This is a genomic window from Verruconatronum alginivorum (assembly GCF_056590205.1).
This window is the reverse complement of sequence record NZ_JBWPVQ010000001.1, coordinates 4,750,525-4,773,263: the sequence shown is the minus strand read 5'-3', so window position 1 is coordinate 4,773,263 and position 22,739 is coordinate 4,750,525. Positions and strand designations below refer to the sequence as shown.

Annotated in this window: 20 protein-coding genes and 1 pseudogene; 6 read left to right on the top strand and 15 right to left on the bottom strand. The window is 59.1% G+C overall.

Annotated features, from left to right (window positions below; translation table 11 throughout):
* Window positions 1-274: 274 nt before the first annotated feature.
* The gene (locus tag ACWUI2_RS17475) at window positions 275-2,857 is read right to left on the bottom strand and encodes a M16 family metallopeptidase (RefSeq protein ID WP_486984135.1); all 2,583 of its coding nucleotides are present in this window, start codon (window positions 2,855-2,857) and stop codon (window positions 275-277) included.
* Between the two features lie 20 nt (window positions 2,858-2,877).
* Complete coding sequence (locus tag ACWUI2_RS17470) at window positions 2,878-3,312, bottom strand: Minf_1886 family protein (protein ID WP_486984134.1); 435 nt, start codon at window positions 3,310-3,312, stop codon at window positions 2,878-2,880.
* 179 nt (window positions 3,313-3,491) lie between these two features.
* On the opposite strand from ACWUI2_RS17470, the gene ACWUI2_RS17465 reads away from it, so the two are divergent.
* Complete coding sequence (locus ACWUI2_RS17465) at window positions 3,492-3,962, top strand: Fur family transcriptional regulator (protein WP_486984133.1); 471 nt, start codon at window positions 3,492-3,494, stop codon at window positions 3,960-3,962.
* Window positions 3,963-4,000: 38 nt separating this feature from the next.
* On the opposite strand, the gene ACWUI2_RS17460 is transcribed toward ACWUI2_RS17465, so the two are convergent.
* On the bottom strand, window positions 4,001-4,993 hold the full coding sequence (locus ACWUI2_RS17460) for an o-succinylbenzoate synthase (RefSeq protein WP_486984132.1): 993 nt from the start codon (window positions 4,991-4,993) through the stop codon (window positions 4,001-4,003).
* 74 nt (window positions 4,994-5,067) lie between these two features.
* Here ACWUI2_RS17460 and guaB point away from each other — a divergent pair, with 74 nt between their 5' ends.
* Window positions 5,068-6,645, top strand: coding sequence for an IMP dehydrogenase (gene guaB / locus ACWUI2_RS17455; protein ID WP_486984131.1), 1,578 nt, complete (start codon window positions 5,068-5,070; stop codon window positions 6,643-6,645).
* A 42-nt stretch (window positions 6,646-6,687) separates the two neighbouring features.
* Here guaB and ACWUI2_RS17450 read toward each other — a convergent pair whose 3' ends face one another.
* Complete coding sequence (locus ACWUI2_RS17450; protein WP_486984130.1) at window positions 6,688-7,185, bottom strand: DoxX family protein; 498 nt, start codon at window positions 7,183-7,185, stop codon at window positions 6,688-6,690.
* 263 nt (window positions 7,186-7,448) lie between these two features.
* Between ACWUI2_RS17450 and ACWUI2_RS17445 the strand changes: the two genes are divergently transcribed.
* Together ACWUI2_RS17445 and ACWUI2_RS17440 are read left to right on the top strand one after the other, a co-directional pair.
* Entirely contained in the window at window positions 7,449-8,585 is a 1,137-nt protein-coding gene (locus tag ACWUI2_RS17445; protein WP_486981276.1) for an IS110 family RNA-guided transposase, read from the top strand.
* 1,587 nt (window positions 8,586-10,172) lie between these two features.
* Window positions 10,173-10,478 (top strand): hypothetical protein, encoded by a 306-nt coding sequence (locus ACWUI2_RS17440; RefSeq protein ID WP_486984129.1) that lies wholly within the window; start codon window positions 10,173-10,175, stop codon window positions 10,476-10,478.
* Between the two features lie 20 nt (window positions 10,479-10,498).
* Here the strand turns inward: ACWUI2_RS17440 and ACWUI2_RS17435 are convergent, their stop codons facing one another.
* The 11 genes and pseudogenes from ACWUI2_RS17435 to ACWUI2_RS17385 all read right to left on the bottom strand — a co-directional run bounded on the left by ACWUI2_RS17435 (window position 10,499) and on the right by ACWUI2_RS17385 (window position 20,535).
* Window positions 10,499-10,831: a hypothetical protein gene (locus tag ACWUI2_RS17435; protein ID WP_486984128.1), complete on the bottom strand. Its 333-nt coding sequence runs from the start codon at window positions 10,829-10,831 to the stop codon at window positions 10,499-10,501.
* Between the two features lie 54 nt (window positions 10,832-10,885).
* Entirely contained in the window at window positions 10,886-12,256 is a 1,371-nt protein-coding gene (locus ACWUI2_RS17430; protein WP_486984127.1) for an NAD-dependent succinate-semialdehyde dehydrogenase, read from the bottom strand.
* A 133-nt stretch (window positions 12,257-12,389) separates the two neighbouring features.
* Window positions 12,390-12,806, bottom strand: a complete 417-nt coding sequence (locus ACWUI2_RS17425; protein ID WP_486984126.1) for a DUF983 domain-containing protein — start codon at window positions 12,804-12,806, stop codon at window positions 12,390-12,392.
* 211 nt (window positions 12,807-13,017) lie between these two features.
* Window positions 13,018-13,611 (bottom strand): translation elongation factor Ts, encoded by a 594-nt coding sequence (gene tsf / locus ACWUI2_RS17420; protein ID WP_486984125.1) that lies wholly within the window; start codon window positions 13,609-13,611, stop codon window positions 13,018-13,020.
* 31 nt (window positions 13,612-13,642) lie between these two features.
* On the bottom strand, window positions 13,643-14,533 hold the full coding sequence (gene rpsB / locus ACWUI2_RS17415) for a 30S ribosomal protein S2 (RefSeq protein ID WP_486984124.1): 891 nt from the start codon (window positions 14,531-14,533) through the stop codon (window positions 13,643-13,645).
* A 234-nt stretch (window positions 14,534-14,767) separates the two neighbouring features.
* The gene (locus ACWUI2_RS17410; protein WP_486984123.1) at window positions 14,768-16,180 is read right to left on the bottom strand and encodes a hypothetical protein; all 1,413 of its coding nucleotides are present in this window, start codon (window positions 16,178-16,180) and stop codon (window positions 14,768-14,770) included.
* Window positions 16,173-17,316, bottom strand: a protein-coding gene (prfB, locus tag ACWUI2_RS17405; protein WP_486984122.1) for a peptide chain release factor 2 whose coding sequence is annotated in 2 segments (ribosomal slippage) — window positions 16,173-17,243 and window positions 17,245-17,316 — 1,143 coding nt in all. Because the reading frame shifts where the segments join, the coding sequence is not laid out codon by codon here. Before prfB ends, ACWUI2_RS17410 begins: the two co-directional genes overlap by 8 nt.
* Before the next feature lie 111 nt (window positions 17,317-17,427).
* Window positions 17,428-18,966 carry a GNAT family N-acetyltransferase gene (locus ACWUI2_RS17400; protein WP_486984121.1) on the bottom strand — a complete coding sequence of 513 codons (1,539 nt, stop codon included), beginning with the start codon at window positions 18,964-18,966 and terminating at the stop codon, window positions 17,428-17,430.
* A 171-nt stretch (window positions 18,967-19,137) separates the two neighbouring features.
* Window positions 19,138-19,326, bottom strand: a complete 189-nt coding sequence (locus tag ACWUI2_RS17395) for a hypothetical protein (RefSeq protein WP_486985094.1) — start codon at window positions 19,324-19,326, stop codon at window positions 19,138-19,140.
* Window positions 19,327-19,360: 34 nt separating this feature from the next.
* Window positions 19,361-19,570 (bottom strand): annotated as a pseudogene (locus ACWUI2_RS17390) (RNA recognition motif domain-containing protein); the annotation flags it as partial.
* Window positions 19,571-19,779: 209 nt separating this feature from the next.
* On the bottom strand, window positions 19,780-20,535 hold the full coding sequence (locus ACWUI2_RS17385; RefSeq protein ID WP_486984120.1) for a TVP38/TMEM64 family protein: 756 nt from the start codon (window positions 20,533-20,535) through the stop codon (window positions 19,780-19,782).
* Between the two features lie 176 nt (window positions 20,536-20,711).
* Between ACWUI2_RS17385 and ACWUI2_RS17380 the strand changes: the two genes are divergently transcribed.
* Window positions 20,712-20,963: a hypothetical protein gene (locus tag ACWUI2_RS17380; protein ID WP_486984119.1), complete on the top strand. Its 252-nt coding sequence runs from the start codon at window positions 20,712-20,714 to the stop codon at window positions 20,961-20,963.
* Window positions 20,964-21,133: 170 nt separating this feature from the next.
* Entirely contained in the window at window positions 21,134-22,270 is a 1,137-nt protein-coding gene (locus ACWUI2_RS17375) for an IS110 family RNA-guided transposase (protein WP_486981276.1), read from the top strand.
* The last annotated feature ends 469 nt before the right edge of the window (window positions 22,271-22,739 follow it).

The following is a 22,739-nucleotide window of genomic DNA, read 5'->3' as shown; positions in this document are numbered from 1 at the left end:
GAGGGGAACTTCCTGTACGCCGATCCCCTCTGGAGAGGGGGGGACCATGCGCAAGCATGGTGGGGTGTGTTGTCTTTCCCCGCTGCTACAGCCAGGGATCGACCGAAAACCTTTTCGGATACCCTCTTCGTAGCATCAGGCTTTCGCCTGATGGATTTCCGGTGCCGACGGGCTTTTCCCGCTACATCCGGCGAAAGCCGGCATGCTACAGCGGAAGCTGGGAGGCTATCGGAACTACAGACAGACAAGGAATCCCTGTCTCACCCATTGGGAATCACCCGACGGCTTTCGCCCCGTCGGGGCCGACCACCAACAGCACGCGGTTTTCCGAACAAAACCGCTGGCGGGCGAACGCTTGGAGATCGGCCACGGTGACCGCGTCGACCTTGGCTTCATACGCCTTCAGATCGGCCACCGGCAATCCGAACAGATAATTCAATCCGGCATCCATCGCCCGGGCGCCAAACGATTGCAGCCCCATCCGTTTCCGCGCCTTCAACCGCTTCCGGCACCGGCGCAGTTCCTCTTCGGTCACCTTGCCGTCGCGGACCCGATCGATTTCCCGGCCGATCTCGCTCACCACGGGATCGACGGTCGCGGGATTGGTTCCGGCATAAAAGTAAAAGAGTCCGGTGTCCACGCCGGTGATCCGGTTCGACCCGACGAAATAGGCCAACCCGAGATCGTCGCGGACCCGCTCGAACAACAGGCTCGACATCCCGCTGAACAGCTCGTCGGCCACCTCGCCGACGGCATACGTGGGATCGGTGATCCCCGCGTCCGGATACGCCTCGAACACCACGGCCTGTTTCCGCGCCATGGTTTCCCGATACTCGCCCGGACTCAAGGGAGCGGCGAACGGAGCCGGAACCGGACGGAAATCGCACGCCGGCGTTTTCCCGAAAATCGCTTCGAGGCGTTCCCGCATCTCCGCCGGATCGAAATCCCCGGCCACGCTGACCACCAGGTTTTCGGCGCAAACCGTCAAGGCGTAGAGCTCCCGCACATCCTCCAACCGAACCGCCGACAACGTCTCCAATGTCCCGCTCGGTTCGATCGCGAACGGATGTTTCCCGAAAAACCGGGCCCGCAGACACTTCCGGCCGTAGTCGACGATTTCGTCGAGATCCTCCTTCAACGAGGCGATCTCCGCTTCCTTTTCCCGGGCGAAGGTTTCCGGCAAGAAAGCCGGGGAGAGCAACGCCTCGCCCGCCAATTTCAGTCCGAGTTCCAAATCGTCCGGCAACACTTCCACCGACAGGCCAAAGGTGTTGTTTCCGGAGAAATCGCTCATCGAGCCGCCCGCCCCTTCGATCGCTTCGGCGACTTCCTCCTTGCTCCGGCGCACCGTGTCCTTGGTCAACATCGTCGCCAGGATCGCCGTCGATCCCCGGGTCTCCGGCCGTTCATAAACCGGACCGCCCCGCAGGATCAACCGGGTGTGCACGCTCGGCAAACGGGAATCGGGCTGCAACAACACCGTGGTCCCGTTCGAAAGTTTGAATTGCTCGCATCCCGACTCCCGGCGGGCCGCCTTCGTCGCCGTCCGAGCTCCTGCGGTTTCCGCTTCCGGATTCAGCGTCACCGTGGTCAGCTTGTCCGCTCGCAGATATTGCCGGCAAACGCGTCGCAAATCTTCCGGCGTCACCGCCGCCAACTGCTTCAAATAAACCCGCGGATAATCGAGATCGCCGACCACCACTTCGGCCGCCCCGAGACGGGCCGCTTGCCCTTGCACCGTTTTCCGGACGTTCACTTCCCCGACCAACGCCTGGCGGATCGTCTTCTGCAACAAGGCGGGCGGGACCCCATCCTTGACCACCGCATCCAATTCCTTCCAGAGCGCGGCGATCGCCGCTTCCCGATTCTCCGGGTCGGCGACGAAGGAGACGTAAAACAGCCCGGAGGTGCCGGGATTCCAGGTCGAGACGTCGATATCGTGGACCAGTTGGTCCCGGTCGCGCAGACTTTTCCAGAGGATGGAGCTGCTTCCGTAACCGAGGATGCTGGCCAAAATCTTCAGCGCGGGCGAATCGGGATGGGTCAACCCGGGAATCTTGAAGCCGAGCCCGCAATGCATCACATGGACATCGCCGAAGATCCGATTCTCGCGATAGGCGAGTTGCTCCGGTTCCGCCGGCACAAAGACCGGCGCGATCTTCCGCCGGGGCAGGCTCCCGAAATGCCGCTCCACCTCCGCCCGGCAGGAGTCCAGATCCCAATCCCCCGCCACCACCAGGACCGCGTTGTTCGGCACGTAACGTTGCCGGTAATACCGCATCAATTCATCCCGGGTCACCGTCTCGAAGACGTCGCGGTAACCGATCACCGGTGCCCGATAGGGATGCTCGCGGAAGGCGGTCTCGAACAGCGATTGCGACAACTGTGACAACGGGTCGTCGAGATACATGTCGATCTCCCGCAAGATCACCTCCCGCTCTTTCTCGACTTCCTCCTCCGGCAGGCGCGAGTGGAAAACCGCGTCGGCCAGGATGTCGAGCGCCACCGCCGTGCTGTCGCTCGGCAGATCGATGTAATAGACCGTCCGGTCGAAACTGGTGTAGGCGTTGATGTTGCCCCCATTGGCCTGGACCAAGCTGGAGATTTCCTTGCCGGCCCGTTTCTCGGTTCCTTTGAAGAGCATGTGCTCCAGGAAGTGGGACAACCCCGAGCCGAGGCTTTCCCCTTCGTGGATGCTGCCGGTCTTCACCCAGAGCTGGACCGAACTGACCGGCGCGGCGCTCTCCTCCTTGAATAAAACGACCAGACCGTTCGGCAGCGTGAAGCGCTCGACGGTTTCATTGAGCAACGAATCGAGAAGTCGCCCCGAAGCGGGTGCGATGAAATTGGAAGACATATCGGAAAAGAATGATGCGTTTAGTCGCGACTGCGAGCCGGCCGGGCGTTTCGGACCGGTTTCCGGGCTTTCGCCGGACGGAACGGCCCCAAAAAGGCCTCCTCGAAGTCGTATCCGCCGCAGAAGTCTTCCAACTTATCATCTTCCGTCTTCCCGAGCACGCCATAATCGACCAACTGGAAAACAATTTCCCCGAAGTGACGGCATTCCCCGAGGCCCCACTCGGTCAGGAGAGTGTGGCTCATCGGACCGTAACGGTCCAAAGCGAATTCCCGCATCCCTTCGAGCAGGTCGGTCCCGCTCACATGACGTGTCCCCCGCTCCGGCTCCTGTTCGTCGAGTTTGCGGATCGTATAGTCAAGGCCTTGACGGACAAAGAAATAGGCTCCTTTGGCAAACCGTGGATCCTCCTTGCGGATCAAATCGACGACCTCTGAAAATTCTTGCTCCTGCATCTGGTGTTCTCCTTGTCCCTGTCCGAAAAGTGGCGAGTGCGGGCCAATCCCCGACCGGGGGACTGGTGTTTTCCCTTATTCTCCTGACGCTGCTACTTTCTCGGGAATAGCGCAAAAGTAAAATTAGAATTTGATGTTTTGCCCGGTCTCAAGCAGCTTGGAGGCGACTTTCATCACTCATGGCCGACCACCCGCACACTCACGCCGACCCTGGCGCCCTCATGGAAGAAGCGCTGGAAACGCTCCGAAAGAACCAATTGCGGATCACCCGCCCCCGTAAGGCAATCCTCCAGGTCCTCCTGGAGAAGAGCCGTCCGGCCACCATCGAGGAAATCCACGGGGAACTGGAGTCCGGCCTCTGCGATTTGGCCACCGTTTACCGCTGCCTCGCGGCCTTCGAGAAATTGAACCTCGTCCGCCGCTGCCATTTCCACGACGGCACCAGTCTTTACGAGATCGACATCGGCCCCGACCACCACCACCACATCGTCTGCACCTCCTGCCAGAAAGTGGAATCTCTCGATTTCTGCGTCGTCGAAGGCCTCGAACGGCTCGTCCGCGAACGCGGCTACCGCAACGTCTCCCACATGCTCGAGTTCTTCGGCGTCTGCTCCGACTGCACCGAAAACGAAGAAGCCGCCCGAAAATAGCCCCTATCGTCTATCGTCTATCTGCTATCGTCTATCGTCTATCCCTCCCCCTCCCCACCCCAAATCCGCGCCAAATCCACCAATCCTCGGATGACCTTCGGTCCCCGGGGATGGACGAACCATCCATCCTCTTCCAAATAGGCGTCCGTCCCGAATCCCGCCGCGCACCCGTCGGCCTGCCAGCGAGACGCCCAGCGCAACACCGACTCGAATCCGATCGAGGTCTCGAACACCGACGAAAAAACCAACCGCGGACGCAACGGCAGCAACAGGGCCGCCGCCTCCCGCATCGCCCCAAAGATCGCCGGTTTCACCACATAGAGCCCCGTCCAACCCCGCCGGTGCGCCTCCTCGAACTGCCGGGCGCCTCCGATCCCTTCGTCCAAGGCGATCGGCGTCGCGAACTCCTTGGTCAATTCGACCATCTCCGCGAACCCCGCCACCGGCAACGGCTGCTCCAACATCTCCGCCCCGGTTTCGTCCAATAACCGCAACCACTCCCGCGCCTCCGCCAACGAGAGCGCCCCGTTCGCATCGAGCCGAAGCCGACTTCCTTCCGGACGGTTCCGGTCGAGTTCGCGATACAACTCCCGCTCCTCCCCGGCGGGCAACACCCCGATCTTCCATTTGAATATCCGGAATCCTTCCCGCGTTTTACTCGCCATCTCCTCCAAGGCGTCAGACCCGGACGGCAACAGCGCCGCCACTTCCAGCGGTCGCACCGGGATTTCCGCGAAATCGCCGCGCAAGTCGGCCATCGCCGAATCGATGCCGAACCGGCAGGCGGGCAACCGGCTGATCTCCCCCATCCCGCCCGAGCCTTCCTGAAACCTCCGCAGAAAGGCCGCCGCCTCCTCCTCGGTTTCCGACCCGAGCCATGGAACCGGCGCGACTTCCCCGAAACCCGACTTCCCTTCGTCGTCGGTGATCCGCAGCAAAAAACCGCGCCGCTCCCGCCATTCTCCATGAGCGGTGGTCAACGGACGGCGAAATGATCGGCGATACGGACGGACTTCCACATGCAATTTCATAAGCTCCGATGGATGATGCGAAACGGCGATAAATTCCGTTTGATCAATGCCTCTTTTTCGTTCACCTATTCACTATGAAGGACCACGCAAGCTCAAGCGTAGAGGAACTCGACTCAAAATTCTTCCAATCGGCGGACGCCTTTTTCCGGGCGAACCAACATGTCGCGCTCACGTTCGACGACATTTCGCTCGCTACCCGCTACTCGGAGGTTCTCCCCAAGGAGACCACCCTCGAAACCAGTCTCTCCGACAACCTGAAGCTCAACATTCCGATCCTTTCGTCGGACATGGACACCGTCACCGAGGCCCCGATGGCGATCGCCCTCTCCCTCAACGGCGGCATGGGCCTGATCCATTACAACATGCCGGCCAAGACCCAGATCAAAGAGGTTTCCCGGGTCAAACGTCACATCCAAGGATTGATCCAGGACCCGATTTCGATCTCCCCCGACCTCCACGTCGGCGACGTCCTCGACTTGATCGAACGCAAGTCCTTCGCCTTCCGCACCTTCCCGGTCGTCGACGAATCCGGGAAGTTACTCGGCCTCCTCTCCGGCAAAGTGGTCAAGGAGCGCTATCGCAACCTTCCCGTGGCCCGGGCCATGACCCCGCGCCAACAGTTGATCACCATTTCCGACAAGGAAATCAGCCGCGACCCGATCCAGGCCGCCGACCGCTTTTTCACCGAAAACATCGGCATCCACAAACTTCTCGTGGTCGACGCGGAGGACAGACTTCGCGGCTTGATCACGCTCTCCGACGTCGAAAAAATCACTTCGGAAGCGACCTCCGCCCGGCGTTCGAGCCGCGACTCCTCCTTCCGCCTCATCGTCGGGGCCGCCATCGCCCCGGTCCGCAAACCGACCGGCGAACTCGACCGCGACCGGATCGTCACCCACGTCGGCCAACTGGTCGACGAAGGGGTTGACGCCATCGCGATCTCCACCGCCCACGGCCACACCCGGGGCGTCGGCGACATGGTCCGGATGGTCCGCGACGCCTTCGCCGACATGACGATCATCGCCGGCAACGTCACCAGCGGGGCCGGGGTCGAATTCCTCGCCGACTGCGGCGCCAATGCCATCAAGGTCGGCCAAGGGTCCGGCTCGATCTGCACCACCCGCCTCGTCGCCGGCGTCGGCATTCCCCAGCTCACCGCCATCTACGTCGCCTCCGAGGTCGCCAAACAAAAAGGGGTGAAAATCATCTCCGACGGCGGCATCTCCAAATCCGGCGACATCACCAAGGCTCTGACCATCGCCGACGCCGTCATCTGCGGCAGTCTCTTCGCCGGTTGCCGCGAAGCCCCCGGTGAGATCATCGAAATCGACGGCAAACTTTACAAACAATACCGCGGCATGGGCAGCCTCGCCGCGATGAAAATGGGCTCCGCCACCCGCTACGGTCACGAGAAAGCCGATACGGCCCGCAAGGTGACCGCCGAGGGGATCGAAGCTCTCAAGGAGGTTTCCGGATCGGTCGACACCACCTTGTCGGAACTGATCGGCGGCATCCAATCCGGCATGGGCTACCTCGGGGCCGCCAATCTTGGCGAACTCCGCAAACGCGCCTGCTACATTCGCGTCAGCTCCGCCGGCCTGAAAGAATCCGCCCCCCACGACGTCATCGAGGTGTCGACGCGCAAAGACTGATCTCCCGTGACACAGACATTTCTGTCTGTGGCCTCACCTGACTCACGGATTGATCACCGACCGATGTCCATGTCCATGCCCGTGCTCCGGCAGACCCATCGTCCGGTGCAACAGGTAATGGTCGAGCGTCCAAACACCCGGCCCCCGGAGAAAAACGATCACCAGCAGAAACAACACCAGAGCGGCCAACTCCAACGATTGCCCGGCGACGAACAATCCTCCGCCGATATGGACGAAAAACACCGCCCCGATCAGAATCGGAATCTGGATCAACGCGGAAAGTCGCGTAAGCAAGCCGATCGCCAAAAACAAGCCGCCGCACAAATGGGCCATGATAACGTAATGCCCCAACACTACCGGCATCAACCATCCTTCAAGCGGGACCGTATCCAAAAAACCGGCCAACACCTCCCGTCCGGTCGGCAGGAAAAACAACAATCCCCGCACAAACAACACCACTCCAAGGAAGATCCGGATCGATTCGAAAAACAGATCCCGCCGGTCCTCCACCCAATCCAGGTAACCATCGAGCTTTGTCATAGGGGCCTCCCTCTTTTCTGCGTCCGTTTCGGACAACGAAACCTACCCCGGATCCCCTGCTTTCGCAAGTCCCGCCCAGATACCTCCAATTTGCCTCGTAGCATCGGGCTTTCGCCTGATGAATTTCCGTTGCCGACGAGCTTTTCCAGCGCGACATCCGGCGAAAGCCGGCATGCTACAGCGAACGCCGGGAGGCGATGGGAACCACAGACAAAAGTCCGTGCCACGCCCGCCCCGGAAAGAGTATTTGCTTCGTAGATAACATGAGGGCGACAAGTGGGAAAGAATTCTCCAACATGTCGCCCGATATGAATAACCAATCGAAAAATAACTTCTCCAAATTGATTAACGGAATCGTCTCGTCCAATGGGCAGGAGGTCAAGCTCGGGATCGATCTTCATGCCCGCGATGGCGTGGCTTGCCTACAGGTGGACGGCAGCTTGCCGCAACGCCCGTTGCGCTTGAAGCACGAGGAACTGGTTCGCCTCGTTGGCAAGTTAGTGGCCGCCGACCTGAAGGTTTATGCCTGTTATGAGGCTGGTCCTTGCGGCTATGGATTATACCGCCAGCTCACCGAATTGGGAGCCACCGTTTTCGTGGTTGCCCCGGTGAGCCTGGCGGGCGGACGCAACCAAAAGACGGATAACCTTGATGCGCGGGGGCTGGTCGACCAACTCGACCGCTATTTGCGAGGCAACAAGAAGGCCTTCACGGTCATTCGTGTGCCAAGCCAGGAGGAAGAACAGGCGCGGGCGAGATCACGTCTGCGCGATCAGATCAAGAAGAGCCGGAGTGGATGGGAGGCACGTGGTCGAAGCGCGTTGCTGGCGCAGGGATTCCACGTGAAAGGCCGTTGGTGGGGGCCGCGCAAATGGAAGGATCTCTGTCTCGAATTACCCGAGTATCTGGTCCAGCAACTTGAGGTAATGCGTGAGATTCTGCTGAAGCTCGACGAGAAGGAAAGGGCCATCAAAAAGGAACTGGTCGAGGAGGTTAAACAGCCTCTGCCGGTCGGAATCGGAGCCCTGACCTGGGTGATGCTCCTGCGGGAGATCTGCGACTGGGGACGGTTTAAGAACCGGCGTCAAGTGGCCGGCTTCGTCGGATTATGTGCCGGGGTTCACCAAAGCGGAGGATCCTCCCGGGATCTGAGTATAAACAAGCACGGCAATCCGCGAATACGCGCCCTGTTAATCGAAGCGGTCTGGCGCATGGTGCGATGGCAACCCGATTACCCGCCCGTGCGCGAGTTGGTCGAGAAGCTTGTCAGCGGCCGGTCTCGGCGCAAGATCGCGGTCGCGGCCGCCCGCAAGCTCGCCATCGATCTGTGGCGGTTGGCCACCGGTCAAACCACGCCTGAGAAGCTCGGCCTGAGGATGCCCGAGGTTGCAGTCGGCTGAGGGCAACCAACTTCCCTTTTTGTTCTTTGATCTTTTTGCCTGAAGCGAACCCGATTTCGGAGTGGAGCGCGCACGTTTCGATGCTTGGACTTTCATCCGTTCCTGTAGATTGTGCCGCTTGCTCCGTCCCTCTTTTCCTCCGGCCTCGCCGGGGGTCGCATAAATTATAATGCGCTGCCTCTAAGGCACGCGCGGATAGCAGTTTGTCCCCCCGGCCAGTTCGAGGGGACCGGGGACGAGAGACATTCCTTTCCGGGGGCAACTCCAAAGGCCAAAAGATTGGGGCTCATTGCCGCCCCCAAACCCCCGCTAGGGGAACTAAGGTAAGAAAGCAGATCTTAAGAATGTCCTAAGAAAAATAAATCAAACAACGGTTTCATTTTCCGCTTGTCACGAAACCCTCATAGCAGCATCGGGCTTTCGCCTGATGGATTTCCGTTGCCGACGAGCTTTTCCACCGCGACATCCGGCGAAAGCCGGCATGCTACAGCGAACGCCGGGAGGCGATGGGAACCACAGACAGAATGTCCGTACCACGCCCGCCCCGGAAAGAGTATTTGCTTCGTAGCATCGGGCTTTCGCCCGGCTTTCGCCTGATGAATTTCCGTTGCCGACGAGCTTTTCCAACGCGACATCCGGCGAAAGCCGGCATGCTACAGCGAAAGCCGTGAGGCGATGGGAACCACAGACAGAATGTCCGCGCCACGCCCGCTCCGGAAAGAGTATTTGCTTCGTAGCATCGGGCTTTCGCCTGATGGATTTCCATTGCCGACGAGCTTTTCCACCGCGACATCCGGCGAAAACCGGCATGCTACAGCGAACGCCTGGAAGCGATGGGAACCACAGACAGAATGTCCGTGCCACGCCCGCCCCGGAAAGAGTATTTGCTTCGTAGCATCGGGCTTTCGCCTGATGGATTTCCGTTGCCGACGAGCTTTTCCAGCGAAAGCCGTGAGGCGATGGGAACCACAGACAGAATGTCCGCGCCACACCCGCCCCGGAAAGAGTATTTGCTTCGTAGCATCGGGCTTTCGCCTGATGGATTTCCGTTGCCGACGAGCTTTTCCTCCGCGACATCCGGCGAAAGCCGGCATGCTACAGCCAACGCCGGGAGGCGATGGGAACCACAGACAAAATGTCCGTGCCACGCCCGCCCCGGAAAGAGTATCTGCTTCGTAGCATCGGGCTTTCGCCTGATGGATATCCGTTGCCGACGAGCTTTTCCAACGCGACATCCGGCGAAAGCCGGCATGCTACAGCCAACGCCGGGAGGCGATGGGAACAACAGACAAAATGTCCGTGCCACGCCCGCCCCGGAAAGAGTATTTGCTTCGTAGCATCGGGCTTTCGCCTGATGGATTCCCGTTGCCGACGAGCTTTTCCACCGCGACATCCGGCGAAAGCCGGCATGCTAAAGCGAACGCCGGGAGGCGATGGGAACCACAGACAGAAATGCCTGTTTCACGACCCACATCCGCCGACCCGGCTGCCGACATCTCTCGGAAAACCGTCCCCCTTACCCTTGCCCTCGGGAATCAATGCGTTATGCTAAAACAAAGAGCGCAATACTCAGTCAAGGAGGCAACGATGACTTTCGAAGAATTTTCCAACAAAATCGAAAAAGGCGAACAACCTACCGAAGAGCTTCACCCGGCCCTGCAGGCCCTCTGGTGGGACGCCAAGGGGGACTGGGAAAAAGCACATGAAGTCTGCCAAAACGGGCAAACGCGCCCGCTCGCCTGGGTCCACGGTTACCTCCACCGGAAAGAAGGCGATTTAAGCAACGCCGGTTACTGGTACGGCCGCGCCGGGAAGGCACGTCACGAAGGAACCGTCGACGAGGAATGGGAACGGATCGCCAAATGCCTGATCCGCGACCTTCCCAATGGTTAACCCCGCTACCTCCCCCGGAGCTACTTTTTCAACAGCGCCGCCGCGATTCCGGACATCAGAGCAAAACCGCTGTCGGACCCGTATCCCCCGTGTTCGTCGAAACCGGCCGAAGATTGGGTCGCTTCCTTGACCCCCTGCTCCGAAACCCGGTCGGGATCATCCTTCCCTTCGACAATCTCCGCCGCGACCTTCTTCAAATCGTCGATCCCACAGTCATAACCATTCTCTTTGGCCAATTCGACCACTTCCTCGCCGCTCCCCTCCTCGATGGTTGATACCCATTCCGGCTTCCCCACCGCTTCCTGCAAAAATTTAAACGCTTCGTTGCCCATACCCTTACAGTAACGTCGCATCCGCCCGGATTCCATCGGCGCAAGGCCGACTGAAAAGAGGGGGAATCCCTGAACTCACGCGACGTAAACGGTTTTCACGTTCACGAACTCGCGGATCCCGAAGATCCCGAGTTCCCGCCCGTAACCGGATTCCTTAATTCCCCCAAACGGAAGCCGCGGATCGGATTTCACCAAGGCGTTCACGAAACAAGCCCCCGCCTCCAAGCGCGTCGCCGCGATAATCTCTCCGCGTGCGCGATCCCGCGTGAAAACCGCCGCCCCCAGCCCGAAGCGGCTCCGGTTGGCCATCGAGACCGCCTCGTCCTCGTCCGCGACCGGCACGATCGCCGCCACCGGGCCGAACAGCTCTTCGTCAAACGCCGGCATCCCCGGACGAACGTCGGTCAACACGGTCGGCAAGTAATAAGCCCCCGGTCGCGCGAGTTCCTCTCCCCCCAGCAACCGAACCGCCCCTTGCTCCACGCTCTCCGTCACCTGCCGATGCAGATCGTCCCGCAAATCGATCCGGGCCAGTGGACCCACCTCGGTCCCCGGCTCCAGCGGGTCCCCGACGTATTTGCTCTTCATCTTGTCGACGAACCGCCTCTCGAACTCCGCGCGGACTTTTTCCACCACGATGAATCGCTTGGCCGCGATGCAGCTTTGCCCGGAATTGATCAACCGACTCGCGGCACACGTCTCGGCCGCCAACTCCAGATCGGCGTCTTCCAAAATCAGATACGGATCGCTCCCGCCCAACTCGAGCACCGTCTTTTTCAACATCCGCCCCGCCGCTTCCGCCACCGCTTTTCCCGCCGCGACACTTCCGGTCACCGTCACGCCGCGAATCTTCGAGTTCTCGATCACCTTTACCATCCGGTCGCTCGGAGCCACCAAGGTGCGAAACAAACTTTCCGGAAACTCCGCCTCCCGGAAAAGCCGCTCGATTCCCAGGGCACATCCGGTGACGTTCGACGCGTGTTTCAACACCACTCCGTTTCCAGCGACCATCGCCGGTGCCGCGAACCGCAGCACCTGCCAAAACGGAAAATTCCACGGCATCACCGCCAGGATCACTCCCAGGGGTTGAAAGGTAACAAAGGAACGGGCCGCTTCGGTCGGCACCTCTTCCGGCCGAAGGAAGGCCGGTCCCTTCTCCGCGTAATAATCGCAGAGGGTGGCGCATTTCTCGATCTCGCCCCGCCCTTGACTGATCGGTTTCCCCATTTCACGGGCAATCAAATCCGCCAACGAATCCCGCTTTCCCCGCAAGATCTCCCCCAGTCGCCGCAACGGCTCCGCCCGAGCCTCCGCCTCTCGCGTCCGCCAATCGCCGAACGCCCGGTCGACCTCATCAATGATCCGTCCGATTTCCCCATCGGACATCACAGGGAAACTCCCGATTTCCTCGCCGGTAGCCGGATTAACCGAACGTAACGCCGTCATTCCCCGACCCTACCCAAGGCCCCGGAAATCCGCAACCCGGAACAAAACGGCGAAGCTCGCCTGAAAACCTGACACCTTGCTCAGGCTCTTCCGCCAAGAGCCGGGACGGCCCCGCGCCACTTTGCGGGCAAGCTCAGGCTTCGTCTTCGTAGGGAGGCACACCCGCCCGATTGACCGGAAGTTCGTGGGGGAGAAAATAAAAATAGGCCATCAACCACCAACTCCGGGAACAGCGATAGGTGAGAATCGGAAAGAGAATCGCCCCCAAGAGAGCCACGACGATCGCGGTCATCGGCGAGATGAAACCGGTCACTCCAAGAATGGCGACCGGCAGCAGGAAGAAGAGGATCGTCACCGTATAATTGATCGTCATCGATCCGAGAAAGAAACCCTCGCCCCACTCGAACCGCATGCCGCAATTGGGGCAATTCTCATGCATTGTAAAAGCCCGCTCGAACAAGGTCTTTCCGCCGCAGTTCGGGCACCGGTTGGCCATCCCCCGCCGGAGAATATCCCGCGGACCCACCTCATATTTCCATCTTCTACTCATTTCCTCAATCCTTGAACCACAACCCCCGAACGAACACGATTACATTTGTCCCCCTCCCATCATCCGCTTCTTCATCTGCCTTTCCCCATTCGTGTGCATTCGTGTCCATTCGTGGTTTATTCCCCTTTTCCCGACATCCTCTCGCAAAAAAAAGGCCGGACACAATCGGCCCGGCCTCTTTTAACAAATCCCCAAAGCGGGAAACCGTTTCTTACGCTCCCACTTGGTAACGAACGAAGCGTCGGATCACGATGTTTTCACCGAGCTTCGTCACCCGCTCGTTCAACAAATCGCGGATGGTCTGATCCGGATTCTTCACAAACGGTTGCTCCAAGAGACAGATTCCCGAGAAATACTTGTCGAGTTTCCCTTCCATGATCTTTTCGACCGCGTGGGCCGGCTTTCCTTCGAGTTGGGAGGTCATGATTTCCTTTTCCTTCTCGATGTCGGCGGCCGGGACTTCGTCGCGGGTCACGCAGATCGGCATCGCCGCGGCGATTTGCAGACAGATGTCCCGCGCCAAAGCCTTGAAATCATCGGTCTTGGCCACGAAGTCGGTCTCGCAGTTGAGTTCGAGGAGAACTCCGACCTTTCCACCGAGGTGGATGTAGGACTCGATGATCCCTTCGGAAGTGGCCCGACCCGCTTTCTTGGCGGCGGTGGCGATCCCCTTCTTCCGCAGAAAGGTTTCCGCCTTTTCGAGATCCCCCTCGGCTTCGGTGAGGGCTTTTTTGCACTCCAGCAGACCGGCGCCGGTCTTGCTGCGGAGTTCACTTACCAGTTTGGCGCTAATTACGTTGCTCATGATAAATCGCTGGGATCGCAGGGGGGGCGGATCACTCCTTCCCTTCTTCCTTGGCCGGAACTTCGGCCGACTCGGGTTGGTTGCCGGCCGCCTCCGCGGTCTCCGAAGACAATCCTGATTCGGAAAGAGCTTCGCCGTCGATGCTGACGTCGCCCGCGTCCCCGCTCAGTTGTTGGGCGGCTTCCTGGTTGATGTCGGCGCGCGCATTGGCGGCGACACCTTTGCTGGCGCGGCGCGAATCCCGTTGGGAAAGTCCGTTCTGGATGGCTTCGACAATCGTATCGACGATGATCCGGATCGACTTCGCGGCGTCGTCGTTGCCCGGGATCGGATAATCGACCAGATGCGGATCGGAATTCGTGTCAACCAACGCCACCACCGGAATCTTGAGGCGGCGGGCTTCGGTAATGGCGATATCCTCGTGCTTGATGTCGACGACGAACAGCGCGGAGGGCAATTGCCCCATTTCCTGGAGGCCTTCGAAATTGCGGTGCATCCGGGCCATTTCACGCTTCACCATCGCTCCTTCTTTACCCGGGAGCTTGTTCAAGGAGCCATCGGCCTCCATGCCCAGATACTTTTTGTATTTGGCGATGCTGCGCTTGATGGTTTCGAAATTGGTCAAAGTACCACCCATCCAGCGGTTGGCGCAGAACGGCATGTTGGTGGCTTGCGCGGACTCCCGGATCATTTCCTGGGCCTGGCGCTTGGTGCCGACCAAGAGGACGGTCTTGTCGGAAGCGACGAGATCTTCGAGGAAAGCGGTGGCTTTCTCGAGTTGCTTGTGGGTCTTCTCCAAGTCGATGATCGACACGCCGTGGCGGTGGTCATAGACGAAATCCTTGGAGCGCGGGTTCCAGCGCTTGCGTTGATGCCCGAAGTGGACGCCTGCGTCGAGCAGGTCTCTAGGTGTGACGTTCATAGGTCTTTTCAGAATTAAACATTCCAGGAATAGTGAGTTCCTTCGAAATTTAACTCTATGATTTTCGTTGTTGTTGTTGGTTGTGTTCCCCCTTGAATCGAGGGAAAAGAAAGATAAGACACCTCCGCCGCAGGTAACGCAAGCAGGTTTTGCATTTTTTCAAGGCACCGGGCGTGACACAGACATTCTTGTCTGTGATGGTCAAAAACAGGCAGGAATGCCTGTCTCACGTAACTACTCCCTCTCCACCCGGCACGGAATCATCGCCGCGTCCTTCATTCCGTGGATAATTTTCTTATCGGCCGGACAGAAGGTCGCCAGGATCCCGCTCAACGTCGGTTCGCCGTCTTCAATGAAATAATAAGGACACAACCGCAACCGCCCTTCCACCCGCCGGATGTCGCCGTTCTCATCATAGACCGGATGCTCCCGGCGCACCGGTTTGCGGTATTCCTGCACGATGTGCGGATGCGTGCCGCTCATCCGGATCGCTTCCTCGACCCCGGCCAACCATTCCTCCCGCGAACTGTCCCGTCCATAAAGAACGCTACGTGCCCCTTCAGCCGACTCATGGAATCCGCTGATTTTCAGGATCAGGTCGCGCTCCCGTTGCGAGGCGTCGGCCAATTCCCGCCAATCGCCCATCATCTCCCCTCCGACCAACGGGCCGACATGCACCGCCCCGGGCGGCAAGGGATGCGGGTCGACGATCCAAGTCCGGGGTATCAGCTTCCGCAACACCTTCAACGTTCCTTTCGGCAAAGCTTCTTTCCAATACTCCCGCAAGCGGTGGTGATGAAACAAAGCCATCGAGAGCTTTTCCTCGAAAATCGTCCGCACCGGGGGCGTGATCGCCACTTCCTCCGCCTCGTAGGCTTCCAACAAAAGCCCGGAGGTGCCGATATTCTTCAAGTCGTAGAGTTCGAAGAAGCGGTAAATGACGTCGATTCTTTCCGGGTTGCCGTCGAGATCGAAGAAGATCCCGCCCCCGAGCGGAATCAAATCGGCCGGCCCCATGCAAAAGACCCGCTTCCCTTTCTCCCGCAATTGCTCCGCCAGCCACTCCATTTCCGGACGGTAAACCGCCGCTTCGTCGCTGACGACGATCGCCACCAGCGGAAACTTGCCGCCGGTCTTCGCCGCCGCCGCCACCGCCCGGTAAAATCCGTCGATCATCCGGTCATCCCCGCCAACGATCCCCGGATCCTGCTCCCCGTAGAGGCGGTTCAAAAAGCCGGTCAACCCGATCCCCCCGGGCACCGAGTCGAACTCCGTCAGCGCGAAGCCGTCGGCGGTCACCAAGAGGTCCGGACGAATCACCGGCGGCAGGGTCCCGCGGAAAGCCTCGGCGCGATTCAACGCGACCAGCCTTTCCGGCTTGCCCCGCTCGAAATACTCGGCCACCCACGGTGCTTCCAACGGTCGATTGCGCAGAAGGTTCTTCCCGGCCACCGACCGCAGGTAAAGGTTCTCCAAGGCCCGGTGGAAATCGACCGCCGCCTGGCCAATTTTCTCCAGTTCCGCCACCATCGCGGAGTCGAACGGAAACGCCGACGGGGACAATTGCCACGTCTTGTTTTCGAACAACTCCCGTTCGGCGAAAGTCCGCCGGAGTTCGTCGAACCCGAGCGGCGCCGGCTCAACCATCGACTTGGATCTCCTTGTTGCGCACCGAGGGACACCCGGCCCGGAGCCAGGCATGGACAAAACGGTCGATTCCGCCGTCCATCACTTCCTGGACGCCCGAGGTTTCCACGCCGGTCCGAAGGTCCTTGACCATCTGATACGGTTGGAAAACGTAACTGCGGATCTGGTTGCCCCAGCCGATCTCGTTCTTTTCACCGTAAAACCGTTCCATCTCGGCCCGCTTCTCGTCGAGCATCCGCTCGTAGATCCGCGATTTCAACACCTTCATCGCCGAGTTCTTGTTCTTCAACTGCGACCGCTCGTTCTGGCACGCGACCACGATCCCGGTCGGAAGGTGGGTCAACCGGACCGCTGAGTCGGTTTTATTGACGTGCTGACCGCCTTTTCCGCTCGACCGGTAAGTGTCGACCCGGATGTCTTTCTCATCCAAATCGACCTCCACGTCGTCCTCGATTTCGGCGATCACGTCGACCGAACAAAACGAGGTGTGCCGACGCTTGTTGGAATCGAAGGGACTGATCCGCACCAACCGGTGGACCCCGCGCTCGGCCTTGGCAAAACCGTAGGCGTTTTCCCCCTCGATCCGGATGGTCACCCGACTCAATCCGGCCTCGTCCCCTTCCTGCATATCCTGAATTTCGACCGCGAATCCGCGCCGTTCCGCCCACCGGGTATACATCCGGTAAAGCATCTCCGCCCAATCGCACGACTCCGTGCCGCCGGCGCCGGAGTGAATGCTGAGGATCGCGTTGGAGGAATCGAGCGGCCCCGACATGAAGGAACGAACCTCCACCTCGTCCATTTCCTCATACATCTCGTCGACCGTCGACTCCAACTCCCGCATATCGTCGGAATCCCCGTCGTCGCCCGATTCAGCCAGCAATTCCACCATCGCCTGGGCGTCGTCGAGCTTCCGTTTGAGCTCGATCAACCCCGAGATGGAAGTCTTCAACCGATTGACTTCGGCGATCGTTTTGTGCGCGGCCTCCTGGTTGTCCCAGAACTCAGGCTGGGACATCCGCGCTTCGAGGGTCTGAATGTCAAATTGTCGTTTAGCGACGTCAAAGATACCTCCAGAGGTATCCGGCGCGCTTTTCCATGTCTTCCAATTTGTTACGAATTTCAGGATTCATCATAGCTAATAGTCTGTTGAAGATTGATTCGATGCCGGCGAACGTCGCCGCCAAAACGGTCAACAGAATCAGAAGAACGCGAAAAATCAAGCCAGGTTTCCTCGCGTCTTCCCCTCAATCCTCTTCGTCTTCCGGAGCGCGGCAGACGAAATCGAAGAGATCCTTCCGGCGATCCAGCCTCGGCGTCACCGTACCGGTCGACCTCGAATCGTAGAGGTCGTCCAGATCGACGTCGCAGACCAACAAGGTTTCCTCGCTCGAATCGGCTTCCGCCGCCACCGCATCCCGGGCGAAGGCGAAATCGGACGGAGTCAACACCGCGGCCTGCGCATACTGGACATCCATGTTCGTCACATCCGGGAGATTTCCGACGTTCCCGGTCATCGCCACGTAAATCTGGTTCTCGATCGCCCGGGCCTGGGCGCAATATCTCACCCGCAAATACCCTTGCCGGTTGTCGGTGCAAAACGGCACGAACAGGATCTCGACGCCGTTGTCCGCCAGATGCCGCACCGCTTCCGGAAACTCCACGTCATAACAGATCAACACGCCTATTTTCGCCTTCGGGGTGTCGATCACCCGCAGAGTGTTCCCTCCGGTGATCTTCCACCAGCGCCGTTCGTTCGGCGTGATATGCAGCTTCCGCTGCGCCGCCACCTGCCCGTCCGGCAGACAGATGTAACTGGTGTTATAGATATGCTTCCCCTCCTGGGCCGGATGACTTCCGGCGATGATCGTCAATCCGAACCTGACCGCCAGCCCCTGCATCAATTCACGAAACCGGGGGGCCAATTCCGCCAGCTCCCGAATTCCTTCCTGAGGAGTCAACGTCTTGCTTTGGGAGAGCAACTGCATCGAGAAAAACTCCGGAAAGACCACGAAGTCCGACCGGTATTCCGAAGCCACATCGACGAAATAAGTCACCTGCCGGGCGAAATCCTCGAACGATTCAACTTTCCGCATCTGATACTGCACGCAGGTGATCCGGGCCTTTCGTTTCGCCTGCGGAACCGGACGGTAATCCGGATTCAACCACTCCAGAAACGCCGCGTTGTCCCCGCTCGGAGGATCGGGCAAATAATTCGGCAACACCCCGCGAATCTCAAACCCTTCGCGTAATTGAAAACTCAATACCTGATCCCGGATCTCCCCGGCGACCACCCGGCTGACATACTCTTCCGGACTGAATTTATCGGCGTATTGATGGTAATTAAACAACCGGCCGCCAGCCACGATCCTACGCAAGTTCAGACGTCGGCACAGATTCCGGCGCGCTTCATACAGCGCCGAGCCCACTCCCTTCCCATGATGGCGCGGGTGGACGTAGATATCCGCCCCGTAAAGTGTGTCCGCCCTCGGGTCGTGATTGGTGAAATACCCCCCGTCGGTGATCCCCTCGAAGGTATGCTGTCGCAACGGATCCGCCCCGAGATCGACCATCAAAGAGGCCACCGCCCCAACGATTTCCCCTTTGATCAAGGCGAGCAATTGGCCTTGAGGAAACACCTGGAGGTGGCTTCGCAATTGCTCCGTCGCCCAGACGACATTTTCCTCCACCAGATCCGGATACGCCATCCGGTTCAATTCCGCCAACTCCGGGATATCCGCCCGCGTGGCCTCACGTATCTCTATGGCAACCTTCCGTTTCGGCATCCATCCATCCTAATGAATCCCCTCCACAGTTCAAGCCGGTTCCTGTGACACAGACATTCTGTCTGTTTTCCCGAATCGAACCCGGCGAACCGCCGGTTCGCGTCAGCTCCAAGCATCCCCTCCATCACATCCCACAAAAAAGCCCCGGATCCTTGCGGATCCGGGGCGAATTCAAAACCGTTGCCGGTTCAGCGCCGGATTAGTAACGGCCGCCGCTGCGACCGCCACCACCGTAGCCACCGCCACCGCCGCCGTAACCGCCGCCGCCACCGCCGCGACGATCACCGCCACGACGATCACCGCCACGGCCACCGCCGCCGTAACCGCCACCACCGCCGCCGCCGCCACTGCGCTCTTCACGCGGGCGAGCTTCGTTGACGGTCAATTCACGTCCGTCGATCTTGGCGCCATTGCAGGTTTCAATCGCCCGAGCGGCTTCTTCCGAAGAAGCCATGGTGACAAACCCGAAACCACGGGATTTGCCGGTGAACTTATCTTGCATCAGAACCACTTCTTGCACGGTTCCCACTTCGGAAAAAAGATCCTGGAGAGCGGCTTCGGTCGTGGTGAAGGGAATATTCCCTACATATAACTTCGTTGACATGTTGATTTGTATCTAACTCTAAAAGAGGGCGGACTGTTCCCGACTGCCGGATTTCAAACTGTCCCTGACACAAATCAACTGACAATTCACCAACTCCGCTAACTCTTACGATGGAGAAGATAGCAGATGGCTTTCCGTTTGCAAGTGGGATTTGGCAGGTTCTCAAATCTTCGCACCTTGGCGGAAAAACAAGATCGCAACAACCTCGGTCACCCCCCTTTTTCCGGAGCATCCACCCTCCCGTCGCCCTCGACCTCCCCCTCGTCCGCGTCCAATTCCGGAACCGGATCGATCAACCCGCGGCGCTTGCTGTAGTAACCCGCCGCCACCTTGATCGCCACAAGGAAAACAGCCATCAACGCAAAACCCAAAATCGCCTGGGCAATATCGCCATCCATCAACGAATCCCCGAAGATGATCACCCCGATAGCGAAGCCCATCGTCGTCGGCCATGATACGATAAAGAAAATTCCGAACGGAATCCGGGCCAAACCGAGAATAAAGCTCTTCAGAAAGTTCGGCGGCCCCGGTGTCACCTTCACCAGCATGGTGAAATTCACATAATGCTTCGGGGCCACTTGGGGAATCTTGTATTGCGCCTTCCTGACCAGTTTCTCGATCACCCACCGCAAATAGCGGCGCGCGAGCCAATAGGCCAGAAACAGATTGAGGGCCTGGCTGATCGCGGTTCCGATGATGCTGATCCAAATCCCGAAGGTCGCCCCCGCCAACAGATAAAACGGAGTGACCGGAAAACCGATCACCGGCAATACGGCCATGGCGAGAAAGAACGAAATCGGCCCAAGATCCCGGACCGCCTGCACGAATTCCTGCACCGGAACCTCCCGCGCGAACGATGCGAGAAGCGCCAAAATCCCCATTCCCGCGGCGATGTAAACGATCTGCCGAAAGGTGATGAGCTTCCTCCGCTTCCTGGCGCGAGGCGTGTGCGAATCTTTTTTCACAAAGGTCCACCTTATGGAATCCGCACTCCCCCGCACAAGCAAAACCGGCACCCCGTGCATCCCCCTCGTGAGTCGGTTGGGCTACGCCGCCCGACCCTCCGAGCACCGTCCCCCGATTTTTCCAAAGTTTTCGATTGGCAAGGCCGACGGTTCATTCTTAGGTTGGTCGTTTCATTATGAGCAACAAAGGCAGACCTTCCTATTTCCTGATGTTCGCCAAGGACCTTCTGTTCATCGTCCCGTTCTTCCTGATCAGTTTCCTTTCGCTGCGGGGAACGGTGCCGAGCCACGAACCGTTCTGGATCAACTTCTGGGCAATCATGGTGGGACTCTGCATGACTTGCGTCGGTTGGCTCGCCTACCAGATGTTCAAGGTCGTCTTATTCGACCAACTCGCCCGCGACAAAGCCGCCCGCGCCGCCAAGTGACCCTTCGTGACACAGACATTCCTGTCTGTGCCCCCAGGCCAAGCCGGACCATCGTGCTTCAGCCGAAGACCGTCGGCCACGAAAACCGTCCCCCCCGTCCGTCCAACGACGGCGGCTAAAGCGCGCCGCTCCCTTCATCCGGCGAAAGCCGGATGCTACCCGTAGATAACATGAGGGCGACAAGTGGGAAAGAATTCTCCAACATGTCGCCCGATATGAATAACCAATCGAAAAATAACTTCTCCAAATTGATTAACGGAATCGTCTCGTCCAATGGGCAGGAGGTCAAGCTCGGGATCGATCTTCATGCCCGCGATGGCGTGGCTTGCCTACAGGTGGACGGCAGCTTGCCGCAACGCCCGTTGCGCTTGAAGCACGAGGAACTGGTTCGCCTCGTTGGCAAGTTAGTGGCCGCCGACCTGAAGGTTTATGCCTGTTATGAGGCTGGTCCTTGCGGCTATGGATTATACCGCCAGCTCACCGAATTGGGAGCCACCGTTTTCGTGGTTGCCCCGGTGAGCCTGGCGGGCGGACGCAACCAAAAGACGGATAACCTTGATGCGCGGGGGCTGGTCGACCAACTCGACCGCTATTTGCGAGGCAACAAGAAGGCCTTCACGGTCATTCGTGTGCCAAGCCAGGAGGAAGAACAGGCGCGGGCGAGATCACGTCTGCGCGATCAGATCAAGAAGAGCCGGAGTGGATGGGAGGCACGTGGTCGAAGCGCGTTGCTGGCGCAGGGATTCCACGTGAAAGGCCGTTGGTGGGGGCCGCGCAAATGGAAGGATCTCTGTCTCGAATTACCCGAGTATCTGGTCCAGCAACTTGAGGTAATGCGTGAGATTCTGCTGAAGCTCGACGAGAAGGAAAGGGCCATCAAAAAGGAACTGGTCGAGGAGGTTAAACAGCCTCTGCCGGTCGGAATCGGAGCCCTGACCTGGGTGATGCTCCTGCGGGAGATCTGCGACTGGGGACGGTTTAAGAACCGGCGTCAAGTGGCCGGCTTCGTCGGATTATGTGCCGGGGTTCACCAAAGCGGAGGATCCTCCCGGGATCTGAGTATAAACAAGCACGGCAATCCGCGAATACGCGCCCTGTTAATCGAAGCGGTCTGGCGCATGGTGCGATGGCAACCCGATTACCCGCCCGTGCGCGAGTTGGTCGAGAAGCTTGTCAGCGGCCGGTCTCGGCGCAAGATCGCGGTCGCGGCCGCCCGCAAGCTCGCCATCGATCTGTGGCGGTTGGCCACCGGTCAAACCACGCCTGAGAAGCTCGGCCTGAGGATGCCCGAGGTTGCAGTCGGCTGAGGGCAACCAACTTCCCTTTTTGTTCTTTGATCTTTTTGCCTGAAGCGAACCCGATTTCGGAGTGGAGCGCGCACGTTTCGATGCTTGGACTTTCATCCGTTCCTGTAGATTGTGCCGCTTGCTCCGTCCCTCTTTTCCTCCGGCCTCGCCGGGGGTCGCATAAATTATAATGCGCTGCCTCTAAGGCACGCGCGGATAGCAGTTTGTCCCCCCGGCCAGTTCGAGGGGACCGGGGACGAGAGACATTCCTTTCCGGGGGCAACTCCAAAGGCCAAAAGATTGGGGCTCATTGCCGCCCCCAAACCCCCGCTAGGGGAACTAAGGTAAGAAAGCAGATCTTAAGAATGTCCTAAGAAAAATAAATCAAACAACGGTTTCATTTTCCGCTTGTCACGAAACCCTCATAGCAGCTTCGTGCCTCAGCCGAAGACAGTCGACCACGGCACTGACGGCGGCTCAGTCATCCGGC